The sequence below is a fragment of the Burkholderia sp. Bp9140 genome (assembly GCF_003853425.1).
Classification (GTDB): domain Bacteria; phylum Pseudomonadota; class Gammaproteobacteria; order Burkholderiales; family Burkholderiaceae; genus Burkholderia.
This window is the reverse complement of the sequence record NZ_QTPQ01000017.1, coordinates 121,171-144,709: the sequence shown is the minus strand read 5'-3', so window position 1 is coordinate 144,709 and position 23,539 is coordinate 121,171. Positions and strand designations below refer to the sequence as shown.

Here is a 23,539-nt window from a genome sequence, read left to right as displayed (position 1 = left end):
CGCCCGCTTGCGGGCGCGTGACTGCGGAGTGGAGGAAGCCGCCTGCGCGGCTTCCGGCGGGACTCGAAGGGCTGCGCGTGTACGCGCAGCCGCGGCCTGCAGGATGTAGGCGAGTCCCGTCCGCTCCGCCAGAAAATGAAGAAGACCGCCTTGCGCGGATTTTTTCATTTGCATCGCTGGTTGCGCCCGTTCGTTGCGCACCTGCTTTTCTCCCGTGCCACCCCGTATGTTGTAATATCGGACGTTTTGTCCAATTTTCCCGTCACGCATGCTCGATTTCTTTCGTAATCACCAGCGCCTGATGATGGCGCTCCTGCTCCTGATCGTGTTGCCGGGGCTGGGTTTCGTCGGGATCCAAGGCTTCCGCGGCTTCTTCGACGACAGTGCGAACGTCGCGGCGGTCAACGGGCACAAGATCACGCGGGTCGAATTCGACGGCGCGTTCCGCCAGCAGATCGACCAGGCGCGCCAGGCGCTCGGCGGGCAGTTCGACATCAAGATGTTCGATACGCCCGAACATCGCAAGCAGGTGCTCGACGGCCTGGTCCAGCAACGCGTGCTGGCCGACGAGACGCAGCGCCTGCACCTGACCGCATCCGACAACGCCGTGCGCGACGCGCTGATGGGCGACCCGATGATCGCGTCGCTGAAGAAGCCCGACGGTTCGATCGATGTCCAGCGCTATGCGCAACTGCTGTCGTTCCAGGGGATGACGCCCGAGCAGTACCAGGAGCGCGTGCGCTACAGCCTCTCGCTGCAGCAGATTCCGGCGAGCATCGTGGCGAGCGCATTCACACCCAAGGGCCCGGCGCAACGCCTGTCGGAACTGGCCGCGCAACAGCGCGACGTGCAGGCGCTCGTGCTGAAGACGAGCGACTACGCGGCGAAGGTACAGCCGACCGCCGCGCAGCTCACCGCGTACTATGACGCGCACAAGCAAAGCTTCGCGACGCCGGAAACCGCGACGATCCAGTATCTCGTCTATTCGCCGGCAGCGGCCGCCGCGAGCGCGCAGCCGACCGATGCGGACATCAAGAAGTTCTACGACGACAACCCGACGCACTTCCGCTCGGAAGCACAGGTGCGCGTGAGCCACATCTTCATCGCCGCGGCGAGCGATGCAAGCGCGGCTGACAAGGCGGCCGCGAAGGCGAAGGCCGAGCAGCTGCTGGCCGACGTGAAGGCGCATCCGGACCAGTTCGCGCAGTTCGCGCAGAAGAGCTCGCAGGATGCGCCGTCGGCCGCGAAGGGCGGCGATCTCGGCTTCATCACGCGCGGCTCGACGGCGGGCGGCAAGGCGTTCGACGATGCGGCGTTCGCGCTGAAGCAGGGCGACGTGAGCGGTATCGTGCAATCGGATCTCGGCTTCCATATCCTGAAGGCGACGGAGGTGAAGCCGTCGGTGGTCAAGCCGTTCGCGGACGTGAAGGACCAGATCGCAGTCGACCTGAAGCAGCAGTACGCAGCGAAGGCGTTCTCGGACAATGCGGAAGGCTTCACGTCGACCGTGTATGAGAAGGCGAAGACGCTGCAGCCGGCCGCCGACAAGTACAAGCTGACGATCCAGACTGCCACGGTCACGCCGACGCCGAATCCGCAACTGCCGCCGACGAGCCCGCTGAACAATCCGAAGTTCCTCGCCGCCGTGTTCGCGAACGATTCGGTGAAGAACCAGAACAACACGCAGGCGATCGACGTGGGCAACAACACGCTGATCTCGGCGCGCGTGACCGACTACAAGCCGGGTGCCGTGCCGGCGCTCGACACGATCAAGGACGTGGTGCGTCAGAAGGTCGTCGCCGAGCAGGCCGCGGAACTCGCGAAGAAGGACGGTGCGGCGAAGCTGGCCGAGCTGCAGAAGTCGAAGTCGGCCGATGGCTTCACGACCGCGCAGAAGGTGTCGCGCACGCAGTCGCAGGGCTTGACGCCGGCAGCGCTGAGCGCCGTCTACAAGGTCGATGCGAAGACGCTGCCGGCGTACGTCGGTGTCGATCTCGGTGCGGGCGGCTACGCGATCTATCGCGTGAACGCGGTGATCGCGGGGACGGCCGTCGATCCGCAGCAGCTCGCGGCCGCGCAGCAGCAGATGGCGCAGGTCGAAGCGCAAAGCGAAGGCGAAGCGTATCTCGCCGCGCTGCGCGACCGCTCGAAGGTGAAGCTGTACGGCACCACGCAGAGCCAGTCGCAGGACGGCGGCAACTAAGTGGCAATTTAGCGAAGCGCCGTTCACGGTTTCGCACGAAACAATGAAAAGCCCCGCTTCGAGCGGGGCTTTTTGTTTTCCGGCGGCGAGGCGTCAGGTCAGCCGCGCGGCTTGCCGAGCAGCGGCTTCAGCGCCGGCCAGACGTTGTCGAGCAGGATGCCCTGCGCCTGCTGTGCGGGATGCATCTGGTCCGACTGGAACATCTCCGGCTTGTTCTCGATGCCGGCCAGCAGGAACGGCACGAGCGGCACGCCGAGTTCCTTCGACAGCCGTGTATAGACCGCGTGGAATTTCTGCGTGTAGTCGGGCCCGTAGTTGGGCGGCACGTACATGCCGACCAGCACGACCTTCGCGCGCGCTTGCCGCGCATCGGCGATGATGTCGCGCAGGTTCTGCTCGGTCGTCGCGAGCGGCACGCCGCGCAGCGCATCGTTCGAGCCGAGCTCGACGACGACGATCGACGGCTTGAGCCGTTGCAGCACCGCAGGCAGTCGTGCGCGGCCGCCGCTCGTGGTGTCGCCGCTGACGCTCGCGTTCGCGACGCTATAATCGATTCGCTCGGTCGCGAGCCGTTGCCGCAGCAGCGCAACCCAGCCGGTGTCGCGCGGCAGCCCGAATTCGGCCGACAGGCTGTCGCCGAGCACGACGAGCGCGGGCTGGCCCGATGTCGGGGCCGCCGTCGTCGCGGCACGTGCGGGCATGGTTGTTGCGACCAGGGTACCCAGGAGCGCGGCGAGCGCCACGCGTCTTTTCCAGCGGAATGTCGTGTCCATGTTCAAGATTACCGATCCGATCATCGAAGTCCATGACGTGTGCAAGCGAGTTGCCGATGCAACGGGCGAGCTGACGATCCTCGACGGCATCACGCTCGCCGTGCAGCCTGGCAGCAGCCTCGCGATCGTCGGTGCATCGGGGTCGGGCAAATCGACGCTGCTCGGCCTGCTTGCGGGGTTGGACAGTGCAACGAGCGGCACGGTTCGCCTGCTCGGCCGCGCGCTCGACCCGCTCGACGAGGACGAGCGCGCCGCGCTGCGCAACGGCGCGGTCGGGTTCGTGTTCCAGTCGTTCCAGTTGATGCCGCACCTGACAGCACTCGAGAACGTGATGCTGCCGCTCGAGCTGCAGGGCGGGATCAGTGCGCGCGACGCGGCCGATCGTGCCCGCGCGCTGCTCGTGCAGGTCGGTCTCGGCGGGCGCACCGCGCATTATCCGAAACTGCTGTCGGGCGGCGAGCAGCAGCGTGTCGCGCTCGCGCGCGCATTCGTCACGCATCCGGCGATCCTGTTCGCCGACGAACCGACCGGCAGCCTCGATGCGGCCACGGGCCACGCGGTCATCGACCTGATGTTCGAACTGAACCGCACGCACGGCGCGACGCTCGTGCTCGTCACGCACGATGCCGAACTCGCGCGGCGCTGCGCGACGACGATCACCATCGACGCCGGACGCATCGTCGCGCCGCAAGCGGTATAGCGCGAGACTGAATTCCTGCCGGCCGCACAGGGCGGATCGCCCGTGCGGCCGGCATGCGTTCGACGCTGTCGCGTCTCAGCGCTTGAGCGCCGCTCGCGCGCGCTCGATCAGCGCGGTCGTCGACGAATCGTGCTTCGCGGGATCGACCGACTCCGCCGACAGGTCGGCTTCGACGACCTTGCCGAGAATCTTGCCGAGCTCGACACCCCACTGGTCGAACGGATTGATGTCCCACACCGTCGCCTGCACCAGCACCTTGTGCTCGTAGAGCGCGATCAGCGCGCCGAGCGTGCGCGGCGTCAGCGCGTCCACCAGCAGCGTCGTCGTCGGGCGGTTGCCGGGGAACGTCAGGTGCGGCGCGAGCGCTTCCTTGCCGGGGCCGGCGACCTTGCGCGCTTCGTCGAGCGTGCGGCCGAGCATCAGCGCTTCGCTCTGCGCGAAGCAGTTCGCGAGCAGCTTCGGATGATGGCTCGCGAGCGAATGCTCGGGCGTGAGCACCGCGATGAAGTCGATCGGCACGATCGTCGGGCCCTGGTGCAGCATCTGGAAAAACGCATGCTGGCCGTTGGTGCCCGGCTCGCCCCACGTGACGGCCGACGTCGGGTAGTCGACGAACCTGCCGTCCAGGCGCGCGGACTTGCCGTTGCTTTCCATCTCGAGCTGCTGCAGGTACGACGGCAGGTAGTGCAGCGCTTCCGAATACGGCGCGACGAGATAGCTCTGCGAGCCGAAGAAGTTGCGATACCAGATGCCGATCAGGCCGAGCAGCACCGGCAGGTTGCGCTCGAGCGGCGCGTCGCGGAAATGGCGGTCCATGTCGTTCGCGCCGGCGAGCAGTTCGTCGAACTGCTCGGGCCCGATCGCGATCATGATCGACAGGCCGACCGCCGACCACAGCGAGTAGCGGCCGCCGACCCAGTCCCACATTTCGAACACGTTGTCCGCGGCGATGCCGAACTTCACGACTTCGGCCGGGTTCGCCGACACGCCGACGAAGTGCTTCGCGAGCGCGTCCTCGGGGCAGCCGCGCGCGACGAACCAGTCGCGCAGCGAGCGTGCGTTCGTCATCGTCTCGAGCGTCGTGAAGGTCTTCGACACGATGATCGCGAGCGTTGCTTCCGGGTCGACCTGTTCGAGCACGCGCGCGAGATCGGCGCCGTCGACGTTCGACACGAAGTGGGTCGAGATGTCCGGGCTCGCGACGTGATGCAGCGCGTGCGTGACCATCTTCGGCCCGAGGTCCGAGCCGCCGATGCCGATGTTGATCACGTGGCGGATGCGCTTGCCGGTGTAGCCGGTCCACGCGCCGCTGCGCACGGCGCGTGCGAAGGTCGCCATCTTCGCGCGCTCGGCGCTGATCTGCGCATGGAACGGCGCGTGCGGGTCGGTCGCGCGCAATGCCGTGTGCAGCGCGGCGCGGCCTTCGGTCGGGTTGACGATCTCGCCGGCGAACATCGCGTCGCGGCGCGCTTCGACGCCCGCTTCGCGGGCCAGCTGCACGAGCAGGCGCAGCGTGTCGTCGTTGATGCGGTTCTTCGAGAAGTCGGCCGCGAGGCCGCCGCCCGGGACCGTGAAGCGTTCGGCACGGGTCGGCGCGCGGTCGTTTTCCGGCGCGAACCAGTCGCGCAGCCGCGCATGGCGGATCTGTTCGAAGTGGGATTGAAGGGCAGTCCAGGCGGGGAGCGAATTCAGCGTCATGGCGGTTCGAGTGAAGCGTGAATCGGGAGGAATGCCGCGCCGGCGCATCGGATCGGAAGGCCGGCGGACGAGCGGGCCCGCCGTGCGGCGGGGCACTCAGTATAGCGGCGTTATATGTCGGCGCGCGGCGACGGGTAAAAAAGGCGATTGATCAGCGTGCGCACCATCGGCGCGAGCTCGCCCGCGGTGAGGCCGGCCGGGCCCGTACCGTTCGCGCTCAACGTGTCGGCCGCGAGGCCGTGCAGGTACACGCCCGCGAGCGCGGCTTCGTACGGGGCGACGCGCTGCGCAAGCAACGCGCCGATCAGGCCGCCGAGCACGTCGCCGGTGCCGCCCGTGGCGAGCGCGGCGTTGCCGGTCGGGTTGATCGTCAGGCGGCCGTCGGGCGCCGCAATCACCGTGCCCGAGCCTTTCAGCACGACGATGCTCGCGTAGCGCGCGGCCAGCGCCTGGGCCGCGGCAAGCCGGTCGTGCTGCACCGTCGCGGTATCGGTGCCGAGCAGCCGCGCTGCCTCGAGCGGATGCGGCGTCAGCACGCACGCGAGGCCGCGCGCGCCGCGGGCCGCAATGGCGGCCGCGAGCTCGGCGTGCGTCGCGACGAGGTTCAGCGCGTCGGCGTCGAGCAGTGTCAGGGCGTCGTGCGCGAGCACGTCGTGCACGAGGGTTGCCGCGGCCTCGCGCGTGCCGAGGCCGCAGCCTGCCGCGATCGCGGACATCGCAGCGAGGTCGAGGCCGTCGGCCGGATGCAGCATCAGCTCGGGAAACGGCGGATCGTACGGCGGCGCGCCGGCGCCGAGAAAGCCGACATGCACCTTGCCCGTACCCGCGAACAGCGCGGCACGCGCGGCGAGGATCGGCGCGCCGCACATGCCGGTGTCGCCGCCGAGCACCGCCAGGCTGCCGAACGTGCCCTTGTGCGATGCGAACGCGCGGGCGGGCAGCGCGGCGGCGAACCGGGCCGGTGCATTCAGCACGACGGCCGGCGCGGCGGGCGGTGCGACGTCGAGCGACGCGATGTCGATCTCGCCGGCGAGATCGCGGCCGTCGCCGGTGTAAAGGCCCGGCTTCGCACCGATGAAGGTGAGCGTATGCGTTGCGGCGACCGCCACGCCCGCGCCGACGATCCGGCCCGTGTCGCTGTCCAGTCCGCTCGGCACGTCGAGCGCGAGCACGCGGCCGCCGTTTCGGGTGCGCGCGGCGATGCGCGCGGCCTGGGCGGCGAACGGACCGTCGAGCGCGCGGCCGAGGCCGATGCCGAACAGCCCGTCGACGACCCATGCGTAATCGTCGAGCGATGCCGGCGGTTCGGCGGACAGCGGCACGCCGGCCGCGCGCGCGAGGCCGAGCGCCCATTGCGCATCCTCCGGCTTGACCGGCACCGGCATCCACGCCTGCGTCGCGACGCCGAGCTGCTGCAACTGCGCGGCGGCCACCAGCGCGTCGCCGCCGTTGTTGCCGGGGCCGACCGCGAACCAGACCGGGCGTTCGTCGCCGGCGACCCGCTCGGACAGCCAGCGCGCGGCGGCGGCGCCTGCGCGGCCCATCAGCGTGTGCGGCGGCAGTTCGGCGGTTGCGGCGGTCTCGGCCGCGCGCAGGTCGGCGACGCGCAGCAGCGCAAGCGGGGCGGAGTCGGGAAGCGGGCGGGCATTCGTCATCGCGGGGTCATGGCAGCGGGGAGTGAGCCGCCCCGGGACGGGCCCGCGGCGGTCAGGTCGTGAAGCGTGCGGCGCTCAGCGCGGCGAGCGTGTCGGCGGGCCACGTCTGCGTGTCGCCGCCCAGGCAGTCGGTCACCACTTTAGCAGACCCGCACGCGAGGCCCCAACCGGCCGGCCCGTGGCCGAAATTGACGAACACGCGCGGATGCGGGGTCGGACCGACGACCGGCAGGCCGTCCGGCGACAGCAGCTGCGTGCCCTGCCAGGACAACGCGGCGGAAATCTTCGCCGCGCCCGGCACCCAGTCGTGGACGGCCTGGCCGAGCAGCGCGAGCGCGGCCTCGGACAGCGGCTCGGGGAGCGGCTTCGCGGTGTCGGCGAGGCTCTGCAGCACGGCGCCGCCGCCGACGCGCAGCCGCTGGTGGGTGCGTGTGATCGAGATCCGCTTGATCGAATCGACCACGCTCAGGTGCGGTGCATGTTCCTCGTACGCGACCGGCGCGGTCAGCGTATGGGCGCGGACCGGATGCAGCGGCAGCCGCCAGCCGAGCCGCTCCAGCAGCGGCAGGCTGCCGGCGCCGGCGGCGACCACGATCGCGTCGGCCGACATCACGTCGACCTCGCGCGCCTTCGCTGCGTGCCGGCCGCCGGCCGGCGGTGTGAGCTCGACCGCGGCGCGGCCGGTGTCGACGCGGATCGCGGCGACGTCCGCGCCGAAGCGGAACTGCACGCCGTGCTCGTCGAGCGTCTGCTTGACCAGCTTCGCGAACAGCGGGCAGTTCCCGGTGCGCTCGGTCTCCAGCAGCACGCCGCCGGCGAAGCCGGGCTCGGCCGGCACCGACGGCTCGAGTGCCGCGCATTCGTCGGCGGTGAGCACGCGGTACGGCTGGTCGAGCGTGCGCAGCAGGTCGAGCGCGGGCTGCATGGCTTCCCAGTCGCGCGGATCGCGCACGACATGCAGGATTCCGGGCTTCTGCTCGAATTCGAGCTCGAAGCGTGCTTCGATGTCGGCGAGGGTTTCGCGCGACGCGTCGATCAGCGGGCGCAGCCGCGCATACTGCGCGGCGAATGCGCCGGGCTCGCGCAGCGCGGCGAGCTGCTTGACGAAGCGGCGCACGCCGCCGTTGAAGCCCGGCTTGTAGACGATGCCGGTGTCGCGCGGCTGGCGCTGGCGCATGAAGGTCGGGCCGAACCAGACGTCGAGCGGGCTCGGCAGCAGCGTGCCGCCGTCGCCGTAGGTCGCGCCCTGCGCGACGGTCGCGTGGCGTTCGACCACGCACACGCGATGGCCGGCCGCGCGCAGCTGGTAGGCGGTGGCGACGCCGCTGATTCCGCCGCCGATGACGATGACATCCATGGATTGCTTCGATGACGGGCGGCGCGCACGCCGCCCGGTGAGAATTCGCTGACGGGCCCCCGGCCCGGTGAACCGGGAATGATAGCGCCAAAATCGCGCCAACCGGCGCCACGCGATGCCATCCGCTTCCGCCGCCGTGCGGTCGCCGGCTGCCGCGGCCGTGCACGCAGGCGTGGCAGGCGCGGCGGGCGGTTGGGGGCGGCGGGCGCCGGCGCACCGTCGCGGTGCGTGACGGGTGCCGATCAGCCGGTCTGGGGCGACCGACTTCCGGGTATAATTACGGCCTTCCTTTCGCCCCACGTCGCCACCTCGCGCGACTCATCGACGTCAGTCCAGCCCATGGCTCACTTCTCGTGTTTTCCCGGCGCTTCGGCCCTCTCCGATTTCCGTCAAACCCGTCTGCTCGACACGCTCAGGCAAATCGACGCCAACATCGTCGCGGTGCGCGGCCAGTTCCTGCACTTCGTCAATGCGGCCGAGCCGCTGTCGGCGGACGACAGCGCCCGCATCGACGCGCTGATGCACTACGGCGCGCCGTTCGGACCGGCGGCCGAGAAGGGGACGGCCGAGACCTTCGTCGTGCTGCCGCGCTTCGGCACGGTTTCGCCGTGGGCGAGCAAGGCGACCGACATCGCGCAGCACTGCGGCCTCACGCAGGTGCGCCGCATCGAGCGCGGCGTCGAATTCACGGTCACGCTGAAGTCGGGCCTGCTCGGCGGCAAGAAGGCGTTGTCCGACGACGCGCGCGCCGCGGTGGCAGCCGCGCTGCATGACCGGATGACCGAAAGCGTGGTCGCCGCGCGCGACGACGCGAAGCACCTGTTCGACGAACTGCCGGCCAGGCCGCTCGCGACCGTCGACGTGCTGGGCGTCGGCCGCGCCGCGCTCGAGCGCGCGAACGTCGAGCTGGGCCTCGCGCTCGCCGACGACGAGATCGACTACCTGGTCGACGCGTTCCGCAAGCTCGAGCGCAACCCGACCGACGTCGAGCTGATGATGTTCGCGCAGGCGAACAGCGAGCACTGCCGCCACAAGATCTTCAACGCGCAGTGGACGATCGACGGGCAAGCGCAGGACATGTCGCTGTTCGCGATGATCCGCAACACCGAGAAGCTGAGCCCGCAGGGCACGATCGTCGCGTATTCGGACAACTCGTCGATCATGGTCGGCGCCGAAGCCGAGCGCTGGTTCCCGCGCAACGCGGGCGCGGCCGGCGAGCCGGGCGAACGTTATGGTCGTCATACCGAGCTCACGCACACGCTGATGAAGGTCGAGACGCACAACCACCCGACGGCGATCTCGCCGTTCCCGGGCGCGGCGACCGGCGCGGGCGGCGAGATCCGCGACGAAGGCGCGACGGGCCGCGGCGCGCGTCCGAAGGCCGGCCTCACGGGCTTCACCGTGTCGAACCTCGACCTGCCTGACGCACGCCAGTCGTGGGAAAACGCCCGCGACGCGGCGCAACCGGTCGGCGGGCGCAACCCGAACGACGCGCACGGCCCGTACGGCCGCCCGGACCGCATCGCGTCGCCGCTGCAGATCATGATCGACGGCCCGCTCGGCGGCGCCGCGTTCAACAACGAATTCGGCCGTCCGAACCTCGGCGGCTACTTCCGCGTGTACGAGCAGAATGTCGGCGGCCAGGTGCGCGGCTATCACAAGCCGATCATGATCGCGGGCGGCCTCGGCAACATCGCGGATCAACACACGCACAAGCACGACGTGCCGGCCGGCTCCCTGCTGATCCAGATCGGCGGCCCCGGCATGCGGATCGGCATGGGCGGCGGCGCGGCGAGCTCGATGGCGACCGGCGCGAACACGGCCGAACTCGACTTCGACTCGGTGCAGCGCGGCAACCCGGAAATCGAGCGGCGCGCGCAGGAAGTGATCAACGGCTGCTGGCAGCTCGGCGCGGAAAACCCGATTCTGAGCATCCACGACGTCGGCGCGGGCGGCCTGTCGAACGCGTTCCCCGAGATCGTCGACGGCGCGGGCAAGGGCGCGCGCTTCGAACTGCGCAAGGTCGCGCTCGAGGAATCGGGCCTGTCGCCGCGCGAAATCTGGTCGAACGAGGCGCAGGAGCGCTACGTGCTGGCGATCGCACCGGCCGACCTGCCGCGCTTCGAGGCGATCTGCGCGCGCGAGCGCTGCCCGTTCGCGGTGGTCGGTGTCGCGACCGACGAACGCCAGCTGAAGCTCGTCGACGACGAAGCGACGGGCGTCGACGAATACCCGGTCGACATGCCGATGGAAGTGCTGCTCGGCAAGCCGCCGCGCATGCACCGCGACGTCGCGCGCGTCGCGACCGAGCGCGCGCCGGTCGACGTGACGGGTATCGCGCTGTCGGAAGTCGCGGTCGACGTGCTGAAGCACCCGACGGTCGGCAGCAAGTCGTTCCTGATCACGATCGGCGACCGTTCGGTCGGCGGCACGTCGGTGCGCGACCAGATGGTCGGCCCGTGGCAGGTGCCGGTGGCCGACTGCGCGGTGACCGCGCTCGACTACGCGGGCTTCAAGGGCGAGGCGATGACGATGGCCGAGCGCACGCCGCTCGCGGTGATCGACGCGCCGGCATCGGGCCGCATGGCCGTCGGCGAGGCGATCACGAACATCGCGAGCGCGCCGATCGCGTCGCTCGACAAGCTGAAGCTGTCGGCGAACTGGATGGCCGCATGCGGCACGGCCGGCGAGGACGCCGCGCTGTTCGACACGGTCAAGGCGATCGGCATGGAACTGTGCCCGGCGCTCGGGATCGGCATTCCGGTCGGCAAGGACTCGCTGTCGATGAAGACCAAGTGGGACGAGCAGGGCGTCGCGAAGGAAGTGGTGTCGCCGGTGTCGCTGATCATCTCCGCGTTCGCGCCGGTCGAGGACGTGCGCCGCCACCTGACGCCGCAACTGCGCCGCATCGCGGACGCGGGCGACAGCGTGCTGATCGCGATCGATCTCGGCCGCGGCAAGAACCGGATGGGCGGCAGCATCTTCGCGCAGGTCACGCAGCAGGTCGGTGATGCGACGCCGGACGTCGACGATCCGGAAGACCTGAAGCGCTTCTTCAATGCGATCCAGTCGCTCAACGCGCAGGACAAGCTGCTCGCGTACCACGACCGCTCGGACGGCGGCCTGTGGGCGACGGTCTGCGAAATGGCGTTCGCGGGTCACGCGGGCGTGTCGCTGAACGTCGACATGCTGACGCTCGACCCGCATCACGAATCCGACTACGGCGACGCGAAGGACTGGGCGAAGCAGACGAGCGGCCGCCGCGAGGATCGCACGCTGCGCGCGCTGTTCTCGGAAGAGCTCGGCGCCGTCGTGCAGGTGCGCGCGGCCGATCGCGACGCGGTGCTCGGCGCGCTGCGCGAGTGCGGCCTGTCGGCGTGCTCGCACGTGATCGGCACGGTCAACGATCGCGACGTGATCGAGGTGTACCGCGACGCGAAGAAGGTCTTCGACGCGCCGCGCGCCGAACTCCATCGCGCATGGGGCGAAGTGAGCTGGCGCATCGCGCGCCTGCGCGACAATCCCGCGTGTGCGGATGCCGAATACGACACGCTGCTCGATGCGGCCGACCCGGGCATCTCGCCGGTGCTGACGTTCGATCCGGCCGACGACATCGCCGCGCCGTTCATCGCGACGGGCGCCCGCCCGCGCGTCGCGATCCTGCGCGAGCAGGGCGTGAACTCGCACCTCGAAACGGCGTACGCGTTCGACCGCGCGGGCTTCGATGCGCACGACGTGCACATGAGCGACCTGCTGGCCGGCCGTGCGACGCTCGCCGATTTCGCGGGCGCGGTGGCATGCGGCGGCTTTTCGTACGGCGACGTGCTGGGTGCCGGCGAAGGCTGGGCGAAGACGATTCGCTTCAACGCGAATCTCGCCGACATGTTCTCGGCCTTCTTCGCGCGTCCCGACACGTTCGCGCTCGGCATCTGCAACGGTTGCCAGATGCTGTCGAGCCTCGCGTCGATGATCCCGGGTGCGGAAGCGTGGCCGAAGTTCACGCGCAACAAGTCCGAGCAGTTCGAGGCGCGCTTCTCGTTCGTCGAGGTCGAGAAGTCGCCGTCGATCTTCTTCGCGGGGATGGAAGGCTCGCGGATTCCGGTGGCGGTCGCGCACGGCGAAGGCTATGCGGACTTCTCGCAGCAGGGCGACATCGATCGCGTCGCGGTTGCGATGCGCTACGTCGACCACCGCGGCGAAGCGACCGAGCGCTATCCGTTCAACCCGAACGGGTCGCCGGCCGGCATCACGTCGGTCACGACGGCCGACGGCCGCTTCTCGGTGCTGATGCCGCACATGGAGCGCGTGCATCGCACGGTCACGATGAGCTGGCACCCGGAAGGCTGGGACGAAGCGAGCCCGTGGATGCGCGTGTTCCGTAACGCGCGCCGCTGGATCGGCTGATGTTCGATCCGCACGCACCGGTCGAGATCGTCACGCTGCGCGACGAACGCGCGAGCGACGTCGATGCGATCGGTCGCGTGCTCGCGACCGCGTTCGCGGACGAGCCGCGGCACGGGCAGTTCGAGCGGCAGATCGTCGACGCGCTGCGCGCGGACGGCGCACTTGGCGTATCGCTCGTCGCGGAGCGTGATGACCGCGTGATCGGCCACGTCGCGTTCTCGCCGGTGTCGATCGGCGGCGAGCCGGCCGGCAGCCACGCGTGGTACGGGCTTGCGCCGCTCGCGGTGCTGCCCGAGTGCCGGCGCCAGAGCATGGGTGCGGGGCTCGTGCGCACGGGGCTCGACGCGTTGCGCCGGCTCGGTGCGCGCGGCTGCGTCGTGCTCGGCGATCCCGCGTACTACGCGCGTTTCGGCTTCGTGCCGTCCGGCGATCTCGTGTTCCCCGGCGCGCCGCCCGGGTATTTCCTCGCGCTGGCGTTCGATGCCGCCGCGCCGCGGCCGTCGGGTGAGGTCCGCTATCACGCGGCGTTCTATCCGGCATAGCGGTTCGCTGCGCCGCGCGGACGTGATTCCGCCGTTCCGAAAAGCCGCCTCGAAGCGGCTTTTTCTTTGCGCAGCCGCCGTGTCGATCGACTGATCACACGCGCGCATGAAAAAGAAAAAGGCCGCTCCGGGGAGCGGCCTTGGCGTGGGCGAACGTCGCCGACGTTACTGGATCTTCGCCTGCTGGCGCAGGCCTTCCTCGAACGCCTGCAGCTTCTGCTGCACGAGCTGCTGCGCGATCTGCGCCTTCACCTGGTCGAACGGCGGCGGGGCGACGTCGCGGGTGTCGTCGACACGGATGATGTGCCAGCCGAACTGCGTCTTCACCGGCGTGTCGGTCATCTGGCCTTTCTGCAGCTTCTGCGCGGCCGCCGCGAATTCCGGTACGTATGCCTTCGGGTCGGACCAGTCGAGGTCGCCGCCGTTCTTGCCCGAACCCGGATCCTTCGAGTACTGCTTTGCCAGATCCTCGAACTTCGCGCCGCCCTTGATCTTCGCGATCAGGTCCTTCGCCTGCTGCTCGCTGTCGACGAGGATGTGGTGCAGGTGGTACTCGCGGTTGCCGCCGGCGCCCTTCACGAGCTCGTCATAGCGCGCCTTCACTTCCGCGTCGGTCGGCTGGTTCTTCTTCAGGAAGCTCTCGATCATCGAGCGCAGCACGACCGTCTGCTGCGCGACGGCGACCTGCGCCTTCACGTCCGGACGGTTCGGGATGCCTTCGCGGATTGCTTCCTGCATCAGGATTTCGCGGTTCACGAGTTCCTGGCGCACGGCCTGCTGCAGTTGCGGGCTGTCGGTCTGGCCTTGCTGGACGAGCTGCGCGACCATCGCATCGGCGCGCGACTTCGGAATCGGCGTGCCGTTGACGACGGCGATGTTCTGGGCGAATGCCGGTGCCGCTGCAAAAGCAGCCGCCGCGACCCACAGGCGGGGGGATTTCAGGATCATCGGGAATTCCTGTTGAGACTAGATTGAAGATTCGTTGAATTCTTCGGGCGTGTAAGCCACGATCGCGAGCGCGTGAATGCCGCGCTGCATCGCATCAGCGAGCGCATCATACACCAGCCGGTGCCGCGCGACGCGCGGCTTGCCCGCGAAGGCGGCCGACACGATCGTGACCGTGTAGTGGCCGCCGGCGGCCGCGCCGGCGTGGCCCGCGTGCTGCGCGCTGTCGTCGCGCACCGCGAGCGACAGCGGCGCGAGCGACGCGGTGAGGCGCGCTTCGATCAGCGCGATGCGCTCGTCGGGCGAGGCGTCGAGAAAGGCGTCGGTCATGTCATTCGTCCTTCAGGTACTTCGTGAGCCACAGGCTCTGCAGGATGATGAACACGACCATCGCGCCCGTCGTGCCGAACAGCTTGAAGTTCACCCACTGCGATTCGGTGTAGTTGTGCACCACGTACAGGTTCGCGACGCCGAGCATCGCGAAGAACAGCGCCCACGCGACGTTCAGCTTGTCCCACACGGGGTGCGGCAGCGTGAGCTGCTTGCCCATCATCTTCTCGATCAGGTTGTTGCCGAACGCATAGCGCGCGGCCAGCAGCCCGATCGCAAACAGCCAGTACAGCACAGTCGGTTTCCATTGAATGAATTTTTCGTCATGCAGGACGAGGGTGGCGCCGCCGAAGACGACGATCACGCCGAGACTGACCCACAGCATCGTGTCGACCTTCCGGTGCCGGAAGGCGACCCACGCGACCTGGGCCAGCGTCGCGACGATCGCGACGGCGGTGGCGGTGAAGATGCCCCAGACCTTGAAGGCGGCGAAAAACAGGATGATCGGAAACAGATCGAACAGGAATTTCATGGCGCTCGCAGCTGCGTGAAAGGCTGCATCGCGCGGCCTTTCACCGTTGTGGGGACCCGCCGCGCGCCACCGTCCGGGATCGGGGCAGCCGGCAAGGCTGCCCGACCGATCCGTCCGGCGCCGCTCATTCGTTTTCGGGTCGGGACTCGAAGTTTAACGCAGCCGAATTGATGCAGTACCGCAAACCGGTCTGGTCGCGCGGACCGTCCTCGAACACGTGGCCGAGATGCGCGCCGCAATGGTTGCAGCGGACCTCGACGCGCACCATTCCGTGCGAGCGGTCGATCTTCTCGTCGATCACCTCGCCGTTGAGCGGCTTGAAGTAGCTGGGCCAGCCGCAGCCCGAATGGAATTTCGCGCCGGATTCGAACAGCGGCGTGCTGCAGACGACGCATGTGTAGATGCCGGCGTCCTCGGTGTCGGTGTATTCGCCGGTGAACGCGCGCTCGGTCGCCGCGTGCTGCGTGACCTCGTACTGCATCGGCGTGAGCCGGCGGCGCAGTTCGGCGTCGTCCTTCTGGTAAGGGAAGGTCTTGTCGTCGGAATCGTGTGACATGTGGGAGTTCTCCTGATCGGTCGGTCGGGTCGTGCGGGTCACGACGAGCAGCTCACTTCGAGCGACCCGGCCCAGTCGGGCGGCAATGCCGCATACGCTTCATGTTCCGGTTGTTCGTCGAACGGCCGGCGCAACACCTGCGCGAGCCGCTCGACTTCGGAAAAATCCTTTTCCTTCGCGCGCCGGATCGCGACTTCGGCCAGATGGTTGCGCAGCACGTATTTCGGGTTCACGCGATTCATCGCGGCCGCGCGGGCCGCGTCGTCGCGTGTCTCCTCGGACAGCCGCGCGCGGTAGAGGTTCGCCCACGCGTCGAACGCGTCGCGATCGATGAACAGGTCGCGCACCGGCGCGTCGCGGCTCGCGTCGTGCTTCGACAGTTGCGCGAGCCGGCGAAACGTCAGCGTGAAGTCCGCATGGCTCGCGTGCATCGTTTCGAGCAGCTTGTTCGCGAGTTCGGCGTCGTTCTCGCGTTCGAGCTCGAGGCCGAGCTTCGCCCGCATCGCGCGTTCGAGCGCGGGGCCGAAGCGTTCCGGAAACTTCGCGAGCACGGCCTGCGCATCGTCGACCGCGCGCTCGGCGCGCGCATCGTCGTCGGCGATCCCGTGCTGCAGCCCGATCAGCGGCAGCAGCGCCTGCGCGAGGCAGTAGCAGTTCCAGTGCGCGATGCGCGGCTGCATCCGGTACGCGTAGCGGCCGCTCGTGTCGGAATGGTTGCAGATGTGGTTCGCGTCGAACGCGTCGACGAAGCCGAACGGGCCGTAGTCGATCGTCAGGCCAAGGATCGACATGTTGTCGGTGTTCATCACGCCGTGGCAGAAGCCGACCGCCTGCCATTGCGCGACGAGGTCGGCCGTGCGCAGCATCGCGGCTTCGAGCAGCGCGAGGTACGGATCGTCGGCGTCGCGGCACGCCGGATAGAAGCGGTCGATCACGTGATCGGCAAGCTGGCGCAGCCGGTCCGGGCGATCGTTCGAGAAGAAGTGCTCGAAATGGCCGAAGCGCACGAAGCTCTCCGACACCCGCGTGACGACGGCCGACGTCTCGATCTCCTCGCGCACCACCGGCTGGTCGGAGCCGATCACCGTGAGCGCGCGCGTGGTCGGAATGCCGAGGTGATGCATCGCTTCCGAACACAGGAATTCGCGGATCGACGAACGCAGCACCGCGCGGCCGTCGCCCATCCGCGAATACGGCGTGCGGCCGCCGCCCTTGATCTGCAGTTCGTAGCGCTGGCCGTCGGCACTGGCGAGTTCGCCGATCGTCAGCGCGCGGCCGTCGCCGAGCTGGCCGGCCCATACGCCGAACTGGTGACCGGAATACACCGACGCGTACGGCAGCGCGGTCGCGGGCCAGTCGCGCGTCGGGTTGCCGGCGAACAGCTCGGCGAACCCGGGTCGTGCGGCGAGCGATGCCGGCAGGCCGAGCAGCTGCGCGACTTCGTCGGAAAAGCCGACGACGTACGGCGCGGGCAGCGGCGCGGCCGGCAGCCGCGTATGAAACGCGTCGCCCAGCGTGACGAACGCGTCGTCGGCCGGCGTGCCGAGCGTGGCGGCGAGGTCGGGGAGAGTGTCAGCCGCATCGGCTGCGCTTCGGGAAAACGACATGTTGAGCGCCTCTGGGTAAGCCGATATTGTAAGGCGGCGCCGCGCCGCCCGCATGGCGGCCCGCGTGCGTTGCGCCAGGCCTGTCCGGGCCGTGGACGGGCCGCAAGCAGGCGCACCGCTTCGAGGCTGGTCACCGATTCGCGTCCTTCAGGGAGAACAAGACGATGGGTAAGCCGTTGCTGGGCCAGATGATGGACATGCCGCTGCGGGTGTCGTCGCTGATCGCGCATGCCGCGCGTCATGCCGGCGACACGGAGATCGTGTCGCGGCGCGTGGAAGGCGACCTGCATCGCTACACGTACCGCGACTGCGAGCAACGCGCGAAGCGCCTCGCGCAGGCGCTCGCGCGGCTCGGCGTCGAATCGGGCGAGCGCGTTGGCACCCTGGCCTGGAACGGCTACCGGCACCTGGAGGCGTATTACGGGATCGGCGGGATGGGTGCCGTGTGCCATACGATCAACCCGCGCCTCTTTCCCGAGCAGATCGCCTACATCGTCAATCACGCGGAAGACCGCTACGTCTTCTTCGACCTCAATTTCGCGCCGCTCGTCGATGCGATCGCGCCGCAGTGCCCGCACGTGAAGGGCTGGATCGCGATGACGGACGCCGCGCACCTGCCGTCCGGCGCGACGCCGTACCTGTGCTACGAAACGCTCGTCGACGCCGAGGACGGCCGCTACGACTGGCCGCGCCTCGACGAGCTGCAGGCGTCGGGCCTGTGCTACACATCGGGCACGACCGGCAACCCGAAGGGCGTGCTGTATTCGCATCGCTCGACGGTGCTGCACGCGTACGGTGCCGCGCTGCCCGATGCGATGAACCTGTCGGCGCTGGATGCCGTGCTGCCCGTGGTGCCGATGTTCCATGTGAACGCGTGGGGGCTGCCGTACGCGGTGCCGCTCACGGGCGGCAAGCTCGTACTGCCCGGCAAGGACCTCGACGGCAAGTCGCTGTACGAGCTGATGGAGGCCGAACACGTGACGTTTTCCGCGGGCGTGCCGACCGTGTGGCTCGGGCTGCTGAACTACATGCGCGAGGCCGGCGTGCGCTTCTCGACGCTGAACCGCACGGTGATCGGCGGCTCCGCGTGCCCGCCCGCGATGCTGCGCACGTTCGAGGACGAATACGGCGTGCGCGTGATCCACGCATGGGGGATGACCGAGCTGTCGCCGCTCGGCACGCTCGCGACGCTCAATTGGGCACAGTCGCAGCGGCCGCTCGATGCACGGCGCCGGCTGCTGGAGAAGCAGGGGCGCGTGATCTGCGGCGTCGACATGCGGATCGTCGGCGACGACGGGCGCGAGCTGCCGTGGAATGGCGTCGCGTTCGGCGAGCTGCAGGTGCGCGGGCCATGGGTGATCGATCACTACTTCAAGAGCGATGCGTCGCCGCTGTCGGACGGCTGGTTCCCGACCGGCGACGTCGCGACGATCGACCCCGACGGCTTCCTGCAGATCACCGATCGCAGCAAGGACGTGATCAAGTCGGGCGGCGAGTGGATCAGCTCGATCGACATCGAGAACGTCGCGATCGCGCATCCGGGCGTCGCCGAAGCCGCGTGCATCGCATGTGCGCACCCGAAATGGACCGAGCGTCCGCTGCTCGTCGTGGTGCCGCGCGAAGGGGCGAACCTGACCCGCGACACGCTGCTCGCGTTCTACGAGGGCAAGGTCGCGAAGTGGTGGGTGCCCGACGACGTCGTGTTCGTCGAATCGCTGCCGCACACCGCGACCGGCAAGCTGCAGAAGCTGAAGCTGCGCGAGACGTTCCGCGACTACGTGCTGCCGACGGCGCTCTGCAATCCGTAAGCCGGGGCCGGCGACGGTCCACCAGGCGGTCTCCCGATCCGGCCCCGGATCGGGAAAAATTCAAATTGAACGACCGTGCTTTTTCGTTGTATGCTGCCTCCGTTCGATCCGGACATGCGGCCGTTCGACCGCGCACAATGAAGCGTAGCCACCCCGGCGCGCGATGCATGGAGGCAGGCAGATGGCAGTGGATTACTCGACTCGCGACGGCGTGGCCGTCATCACGCTCAACAATCCGCCCGTCAACGGGCTCGGCCTGTCGACGCGCCAGGGCGTCATGGATGCGCTCGAGCGCGCCGCGCAGGATCCGTCGGTCACGGCGATCGTGCTGACCGGCGCGGGCCGCGCGTTCTCGGGCGGCGCCGACATCACCGAATTCAATACCCCGAAGGCGCAGCAGGAGCCGACGCTGCACACCGTGATCCGCGCGGTGGAGGCGAGCGCGAAGCCGGTCGTCGCGGCGCTGCACAGCGTCGTGATGGGCGGCGGCCTGGAGCTTGCACTCGGCGCGCACTATCGCGTCGCGGCGCCCGGTGCGCAGGTCGCGCTGCCCGAAGTGAAGCTCGGCCTGCTGCCGGGCGCGGGCGGCACGCAGCGGCTGCCGCGTGCGGTGGGCCTCGAAACCGCGCTGAACATGATCGTGTCGGGCGCGCCGGTGCCCTCGGAGCAGCTCGCGAACAGCGGGCTGTTCGACGAGATGGCCGACGGCGACCTGCTCGACGCGGCCGTCGTGTTCGCGCGCAAGGCCGGCGCGCGGAACGGGCCGCATCCGCGCGTGCGCGATCGCAAGATCGTCCACGAGAACGCCGCGGGCTTCATCCAGTTCGCGCGCAATTCGGCGCGGGCCGCCGCGCCGAATTTCCCCGCGCCGCACAAGTGCATCGACGCGATCGAGGCGGGCGTGCTGAACGGTTTCGACAAGGGCAGCGTCGCCGAGCGGGACGGCTTCGTCGCGCTGATGATGACGCCGGAAAGCCGCGCGCTGCGGCATGCGTTCTTCGGCGAGCGAGCGGCGAGCAAGATTCCCGACGTGCCGGCCGATACGCCGGTGCGCGAGATCCGCCGGGTCGGCGTGATCGGCGCGGGCACCATGGGCGGCGGGATCGCGATGAACTTCATCAACGCGGGGCTGCCCGTCACGCTGCTCGAGACGAAGCAGGATGCGCTCGACCGCGGGCTGGCCACGATCCGCAAGAACTACGACGCGCAGGTGAAGAAGGGCAAGCTCACGCAGCAGAAGCTCGACGCGCGCATGGCGCTGATCACGCCGACGCTGTCCTACGACGACCTGAAGGAGGCGGACCTGATCGTCGAGGCCGTGTTCGAGGAACTCGGCGTGAAGGAGCAGGTGTTCGGCCAGCTCGATGCCGTGGCGAAGCCCGGTGCGATCCTTGCGTCGAACACGTCGACGCTCGACGTCGACAGGATCGCCGCGTTCACGAAGCGTCCGCAGGACGTGGTCGGCATGCACTTCTTCAGCCCCGCGAACGTGATGAAGCTGCTCGAGGTCGTGCGCGGCGCGCAGACCGCGAAGGACGTGCTCGCGACCGTGATGGCGGTGGCGAAGAAGATCCGCAAGACGGCCGTCGTGTCGGGCGTGTGCGACGGCTTCATCGGCAACCGGATGATCGAGCAGTACATCCGCCAGGCACTCTTCATGCTCGAGGAAGGCGCGCTGCCCGCGCAGGTCGATCGTGCGATCGAGAAGTTCGGGTTCGCGATGGGCCCGTTCCGGATGAGCGACCTTGCCGGCAACGACATCGGCTGGGCGATCCGCAAGCGCCGCTATGTCGAGAAGCCCGATCTGCAGTACTCGAGGATCGCCGACCGTCTGTGCGAGCAGGGCCGCTTCGGCCAGAAGACGGGCGGCGGCTGGTACGACTACGTGCCGGGCGAGCGCAAGGCGAAGCCGTCGGCGCTCGTCGACGAGATGGCCGTCGCGTATTCGAAGGAGCGCGGCGTCGAGCGGCGCAAGATCGGCGACGACGAAATCGTCGAGCGGCTCGTGTTCGCGCTCGTCAACGAAGGCGCGAAGATCCTCGAGGAGAAGATCGCGTCGAAGGCGTCCGACATCGACATGGTCTATCTGACCGGCTACGGCTTCCCGCTGTGGCGTGGCGGCCCGATGCTGTACGCGGACACGGTCGGCCTTTACAACGTCGAGCGTGCGATCCGCCGCCATGCGGCCGCGCCGAATGGCGACGCGTGGCAACTGGCGCCGTCGATCGCGGAGCTGGCCAAGGCCGGGCGAGGGTTCAACGGCTGACGCCGTGCCGCGCGGCAGCGCGACCGGCCTTGCAAGGAGAAACGCAATGAAACGCACTGACGACGTGTTGCTCGTGATCGACGTGCAGTACGACTTCATGCCGGGCGGCGCACTCGCGGTGCCGGACGGCGACGCGGTCGTGCCCGTGATCAACGCGCTCGCGCAACGCTTCGACCAGGTCGTGCTGACGCAGGACTGGCACCCGCGCGAGCACGTGTCGTTCGCGGCCAACCACCCGGGGCGCGAGCCGTTCTCGACGCTCGCGTTGCCATACGGCGAGCAGGTGCTGTGGCCCGTGCACTGCGTGCAGGACACCGACGGCGCGGCGCTGCATCGCGACCTCGACATCCCGCATGCGAGGCTCGTGATCCGCAAGGGCGGCGACGCGCAGGTCGACAGCTATTCCGCGTTCGTCGAAGCCGATCGCACGACGCGCACGGGGCTCGCCGGCTATCTGCGCGAGCTCGGTGCGAAGCGCGTGTGGTGTTGCGGGCTCGCGACCGACTATTGCGTCGCGTGGTCCGCGCTCGATGCGCGCGCGGCCGGCTTCGAGGCCGCCGTGATCAACGATGCATGCCGGGCGATCGACCTGAACGGGTCGCTCGCGCATGCATGGCAACAGATGCAGGCGGCGGGCGTCGCGCATGTGACGTCCGCGGGCGCGCGCCCGGCGGCGTAGCGCATTCCCATCCGATTCAGGACATGAAGCAGGACCGAAGGAGACTCGCATGACCGAAGCCGTAATCGTATCGACCGCACGCACGCCGCTCGCGAAATCGTGGCGTGGCGCATTCAACATGACGCACGGCGCGACGCTCGGCGGCCACGTGGTCGTGGCCGCGCTCGAACGCGCGAAGCTGGACCCCGCGCGCATCGAGGACGTGATCATGGGCTGCGCGAACCCCGAAGGCGCGACCGGCGCCAACATCGCGCGGCAGATCGCGCTGCGCGCCGGGCTGCCGGTGAGCGTGCCGGGGATGACGGTGAACCGTTTCTGCTCGTCCGGGCTGCAGACGATCGCGCTCGCCGCCCAGCGGATCATCGCGGGCGAGGGCGACGTGTACGTCGCAGGCGGCGTCGAATCGATCTCGTGCGTGCAGAACGAGATGAACCGGCACATGGTCCAGGAGGGCTGGCTCGTCGAGCACAAGCCCGAGATCTACTGGAACATGCTGCAAACGGCCGAGAACGTCGCGAAGCGCTACGGGATCGCGAAGGAGCGGCAGGACGAGTACGGCGTGCGGTCGCAACTGCGGGCGGCGGCCGCGCAGGAAGCCGGGCTGTTCCGCGACGAGATCGTGCCGATCACCGTACGCGCGGGGATTGCCGACAAGGCGACGGGCCGGCTGTTCACGCAGGACGTGACGGTGTCGGCCGACGAAGGCATCCGGCCCGACACGACGCTCGAAGGCGTATCGAAGATCCGGTCGGCCGTGCCGGGCGGCGTGATCACCGCGGGCAACGCGAGCCAGTTCTCGGACGGCGCGTCGGCGTGCGTGGTGATGAACGCGGATGTCGCGCAGCGCGAAGGGCTGCAGCCGCTCGGCGTGTTCCGCGGGTTCGCGGTGGCCGGCTGCGAGCCGGACGAAATGGGGATCGGCCCGGTGTTCGCGGTGCCGAAGCTGCTGAAGCAGGCGGGGCTGAAGGTCGACGACATCGGCCTGTGGGAACTGAACGAGGCATTCGCGGTGCAGGTGCTGTACTGCCGCGACACGCTCGGAATTCCTGACGAGCGCCTGAACGTGAACGGCGGCGCGATCGCCGTCGGCCATCCGTACGGCGTGTCGGGCGCGCGCCTGACGGGCCATGCACTGATCGAAGGCAAGCGGCGCGGCGTGAAGTACGTGGTCGTCACGATGTGCATCGGCGGCGGGCAGGGGGCCGCCGGCCTGTTCGAAATCGTCTGATTTTTTGGCGGTGCGACGGTCGCGGCCTCCTTCGGCGGAAGTCGCGCCCGCACGACGAATCGGCGGCAGTTGCACGGAATTCGTAAGAATCGGGCGGTAAACGGCGCGGATTCGATGCTGCCGTTTCCCCTTACTTGTCAAACGAATTGCCGCACCTATACTTGCTCTGACATTTGCCTTTCGGCGGGATGGGCCAGCGCGTGCGTTGCACCGACGCACGCGACGCGTTTCCGGTAGCCGGCGAAGACGATGCATC

18 protein-coding genes are annotated in these 23,539 nt (G+C 68.8%); 8 read left to right on the top strand and 10 right to left on the bottom strand.

What is annotated here, in order from left to right:
• On the bottom strand, positions 1–270 hold a 270-nt coding region (locus tag DIE21_RS37540), incomplete at its 3' end, for a hypothetical protein (protein ID WP_221622388.1).
• Here DIE21_RS37540 and DIE21_RS16360 point away from each other — a divergent pair.
• Positions 269–2,203: a SurA N-terminal domain-containing protein gene (locus DIE21_RS16360; protein ID WP_124498672.1), complete on the top strand. Its 1,935-nt coding sequence runs from the start codon at positions 269–271 to the stop codon at positions 2,201–2,203. The genes DIE21_RS37540 and DIE21_RS16360 overlap by 2 nt on opposite strands.
• 98 nt (positions 2,204–2,301) lie before the next feature.
• Here the strand turns inward: DIE21_RS16360 and DIE21_RS16355 are convergent, their stop codons facing one another.
• On the bottom strand, positions 2,302–2,976 hold the full coding sequence (locus tag DIE21_RS16355) for an arylesterase (protein ID WP_124498671.1): 675 nt from the start codon (positions 2,974–2,976) through the stop codon (positions 2,302–2,304).
• Here DIE21_RS16355 and DIE21_RS16350 point away from each other — a divergent pair.
• Positions 2,975–3,676 (top strand): ABC transporter ATP-binding protein, encoded by a 702-nt coding sequence (locus DIE21_RS16350; RefSeq protein ID WP_124498670.1) that lies wholly within the window; start codon positions 2,975–2,977, stop codon positions 3,674–3,676. The two genes, DIE21_RS16355 and DIE21_RS16350, sit on opposite strands and share 2 nt — an antisense overlap.
• A 75-nt stretch (positions 3,677–3,751) precedes the next feature.
• Here DIE21_RS16350 and pgi read toward each other — a convergent pair whose 3' ends face one another.
• The 3 genes from pgi to DIE21_RS16335 form a co-directional block, all read right to left on the bottom strand.
• Positions 3,752–5,374, bottom strand: coding sequence for a glucose-6-phosphate isomerase (pgi, locus tag DIE21_RS16345; RefSeq protein WP_124498669.1), 1,623 nt, complete (start codon positions 5,372–5,374; stop codon positions 3,752–3,754).
• A 110-nt stretch (positions 5,375–5,484) separates the two neighbouring features.
• Complete coding sequence (locus DIE21_RS16340) at positions 5,485–7,029, bottom strand: NAD(P)H-hydrate dehydratase (protein ID WP_124498668.1); 1,545 nt, start codon at positions 7,027–7,029, stop codon at positions 5,485–5,487.
• Between the two features lie 52 nt (positions 7,030–7,081).
• Complete coding sequence (locus tag DIE21_RS16335; protein WP_124498667.1) at positions 7,082–8,386, bottom strand: FAD-dependent oxidoreductase; 1,305 nt, start codon at positions 8,384–8,386, stop codon at positions 7,082–7,084.
• 339 nt (positions 8,387–8,725) lie between these two features.
• Here DIE21_RS16335 and purL point away from each other — a divergent pair, with 339 nt between their 5' ends.
• On the top strand, positions 8,726–12,790 hold the full coding sequence (gene purL / locus DIE21_RS16330; RefSeq protein WP_124498666.1) for a phosphoribosylformylglycinamidine synthase: 4,065 nt from the start codon (positions 8,726–8,728) through the stop codon (positions 12,788–12,790).
• Positions 12,790–13,332, top strand: coding sequence for a GNAT family N-acetyltransferase (locus tag DIE21_RS16325; protein ID WP_124498665.1), 543 nt, complete (start codon positions 12,790–12,792; stop codon positions 13,330–13,332). The genes purL and DIE21_RS16325 overlap by 1 nt, the downstream gene beginning before the upstream one ends.
• Positions 13,333–13,497: 165 nt before the next feature.
• On the opposite strand, the gene DIE21_RS16320 is transcribed toward DIE21_RS16325, so the two are convergent.
• From DIE21_RS16320 to DIE21_RS16300, 5 genes are all read right to left on the bottom strand, one after another.
• The gene (locus tag DIE21_RS16320; protein WP_124498664.1) at positions 13,498–14,280 is read right to left on the bottom strand and encodes a peptidylprolyl isomerase; all 783 of its coding nucleotides are present in this window, start codon (positions 14,278–14,280) and stop codon (positions 13,498–13,500) included.
• A gap of 18 nt (positions 14,281–14,298) precedes the next feature.
• Positions 14,299–14,607, bottom strand: a complete 309-nt coding sequence (locus DIE21_RS16315) for a BolA family transcriptional regulator (RefSeq protein ID WP_012364068.1) — start codon at positions 14,605–14,607, stop codon at positions 14,299–14,301.
• 1 nt (position 14,608) lies between these two features.
• Positions 14,609–15,139 carry a septation protein A gene (locus DIE21_RS16310; RefSeq protein ID WP_124498663.1) on the bottom strand — a complete coding sequence of 177 codons (531 nt, stop codon included), beginning with the start codon at positions 15,137–15,139 and terminating at the stop codon, positions 14,609–14,611.
• A gap of 124 nt (positions 15,140–15,263) precedes the next feature.
• Positions 15,264–15,695: a peptide-methionine (R)-S-oxide reductase MsrB gene (msrB, locus tag DIE21_RS16305; protein WP_096503123.1), complete on the bottom strand. Its 432-nt coding sequence runs from the start codon at positions 15,693–15,695 to the stop codon at positions 15,264–15,266.
• A 38-nt stretch (positions 15,696–15,733) separates the two neighbouring features.
• A complete protein-coding gene (locus DIE21_RS16300) occupies positions 15,734–17,302 on the bottom strand; it encodes a YdiU family protein (protein WP_124498662.1) in 1,569 nt (522 codons plus the stop codon).
• A gap of 164 nt (positions 17,303–17,466) precedes the next feature.
• Here DIE21_RS16300 and DIE21_RS16295 point away from each other — a divergent pair, with 164 nt between their 5' ends.
• The 4 genes from DIE21_RS16295 (at position 17,467) to DIE21_RS16280 (ending at position 23,283) form a co-directional block, all read left to right on the top strand.
• Positions 17,467–19,110, top strand: a complete 1,644-nt coding sequence (locus DIE21_RS16295; RefSeq protein WP_124498661.1) for a 3-(methylthio)propionyl-CoA ligase — start codon at positions 17,467–17,469, stop codon at positions 19,108–19,110.
• 181 nt (positions 19,111–19,291) lie between these two features.
• The gene (locus DIE21_RS16290; protein WP_124498660.1) at positions 19,292–21,376 is read left to right on the top strand and encodes a 3-hydroxyacyl-CoA dehydrogenase NAD-binding domain-containing protein; all 2,085 of its coding nucleotides are present in this window, start codon (positions 19,292–19,294) and stop codon (positions 21,374–21,376) included.
• 46 nt (positions 21,377–21,422) lie between these two features.
• Entirely contained in the window at positions 21,423–22,055 is a 633-nt protein-coding gene (gene pncA / locus DIE21_RS16285) for a bifunctional nicotinamidase/pyrazinamidase (protein WP_046545910.1), read from the top strand.
• 49 nt (positions 22,056–22,104) lie between these two features.
• Positions 22,105–23,283 carry an acetyl-CoA C-acyltransferase gene (locus DIE21_RS16280; protein WP_124498659.1) on the top strand — a complete coding sequence of 393 codons (1,179 nt, stop codon included), beginning with the start codon at positions 22,105–22,107 and terminating at the stop codon, positions 23,281–23,283.
• Positions 23,284–23,539: the final 256 nt, after the last annotated feature.

Coding starts and splice junctions, on each gene's coding strand:
- DIE21_RS16325 (WP_124498665.1), top strand. CDS start 12,790: ATGTTCGATCCGCACGCACCGGTCGAGATCGTCACGCTGCGCGACGAA.
- pncA (WP_046545910.1), top strand. CDS start 21,423: ATGAAACGCACTGACGACGTGTTGCTCGTGATCGACGTGCAGTACGAC.
- purL (WP_124498666.1), top strand. CDS start 8,726: ATGGCTCACTTCTCGTGTTTTCCCGGCGCTTCGGCCCTCTCCGATTTC.
- DIE21_RS16340 (WP_124498668.1), bottom strand. CDS start 7,029: ATGACGAATGCCCGCCCGCTTCCCGACTCCGCCCCGCTTGCGCTGCTG.
- DIE21_RS16290 (WP_124498660.1), top strand. CDS start 19,292: ATGGCAGTGGATTACTCGACTCGCGACGGCGTGGCCGTCATCACGCTC.
- pgi (WP_124498669.1), bottom strand. CDS start 5,374: ATGACGCTGAATTCGCTCCCCGCCTGGACTGCCCTTCAATCCCACTTC.
- DIE21_RS16335 (WP_124498667.1), bottom strand. CDS start 8,386: ATGGATGTCATCGTCATCGGCGGCGGAATCAGCGGCGTCGCCACCGCC.
- DIE21_RS16315 (WP_012364068.1), bottom strand. CDS start 14,607: ATGACCGACGCCTTTCTCGACGCCTCGCCCGACGAGCGCATCGCGCTG.
- DIE21_RS16320 (WP_124498664.1), bottom strand. CDS start 14,280: ATGATCCTGAAATCCCCCCGCCTGTGGGTCGCGGCGGCTGCTTTTGCA.
- DIE21_RS16295 (WP_124498661.1), top strand. CDS start 17,467: ATGGGTAAGCCGTTGCTGGGCCAGATGATGGACATGCCGCTGCGGGTG.
- DIE21_RS16280 (WP_124498659.1), top strand. CDS start 22,105: ATGACCGAAGCCGTAATCGTATCGACCGCACGCACGCCGCTCGCGAAA.
- DIE21_RS16355 (WP_124498671.1), bottom strand. CDS start 2,976: ATGGACACGACATTCCGCTGGAAAAGACGCGTGGCGCTCGCCGCGCTC.
- DIE21_RS16360 (WP_124498672.1), top strand. CDS start 269: ATGCTCGATTTCTTTCGTAATCACCAGCGCCTGATGATGGCGCTCCTG.
- DIE21_RS16350 (WP_124498670.1), top strand. CDS start 2,975: ATGTTCAAGATTACCGATCCGATCATCGAAGTCCATGACGTGTGCAAG.
- msrB (WP_096503123.1), bottom strand. CDS start 15,695: ATGTCACACGATTCCGACGACAAGACCTTCCCTTACCAGAAGGACGAC.
- DIE21_RS16310 (WP_124498663.1), bottom strand. CDS start 15,139: ATGAAATTCCTGTTCGATCTGTTTCCGATCATCCTGTTTTTCGCCGCC.
- DIE21_RS16300 (WP_124498662.1), bottom strand. CDS start 17,302: ATGTCGTTTTCCCGAAGCGCAGCCGATGCGGCTGACACTCTCCCCGAC.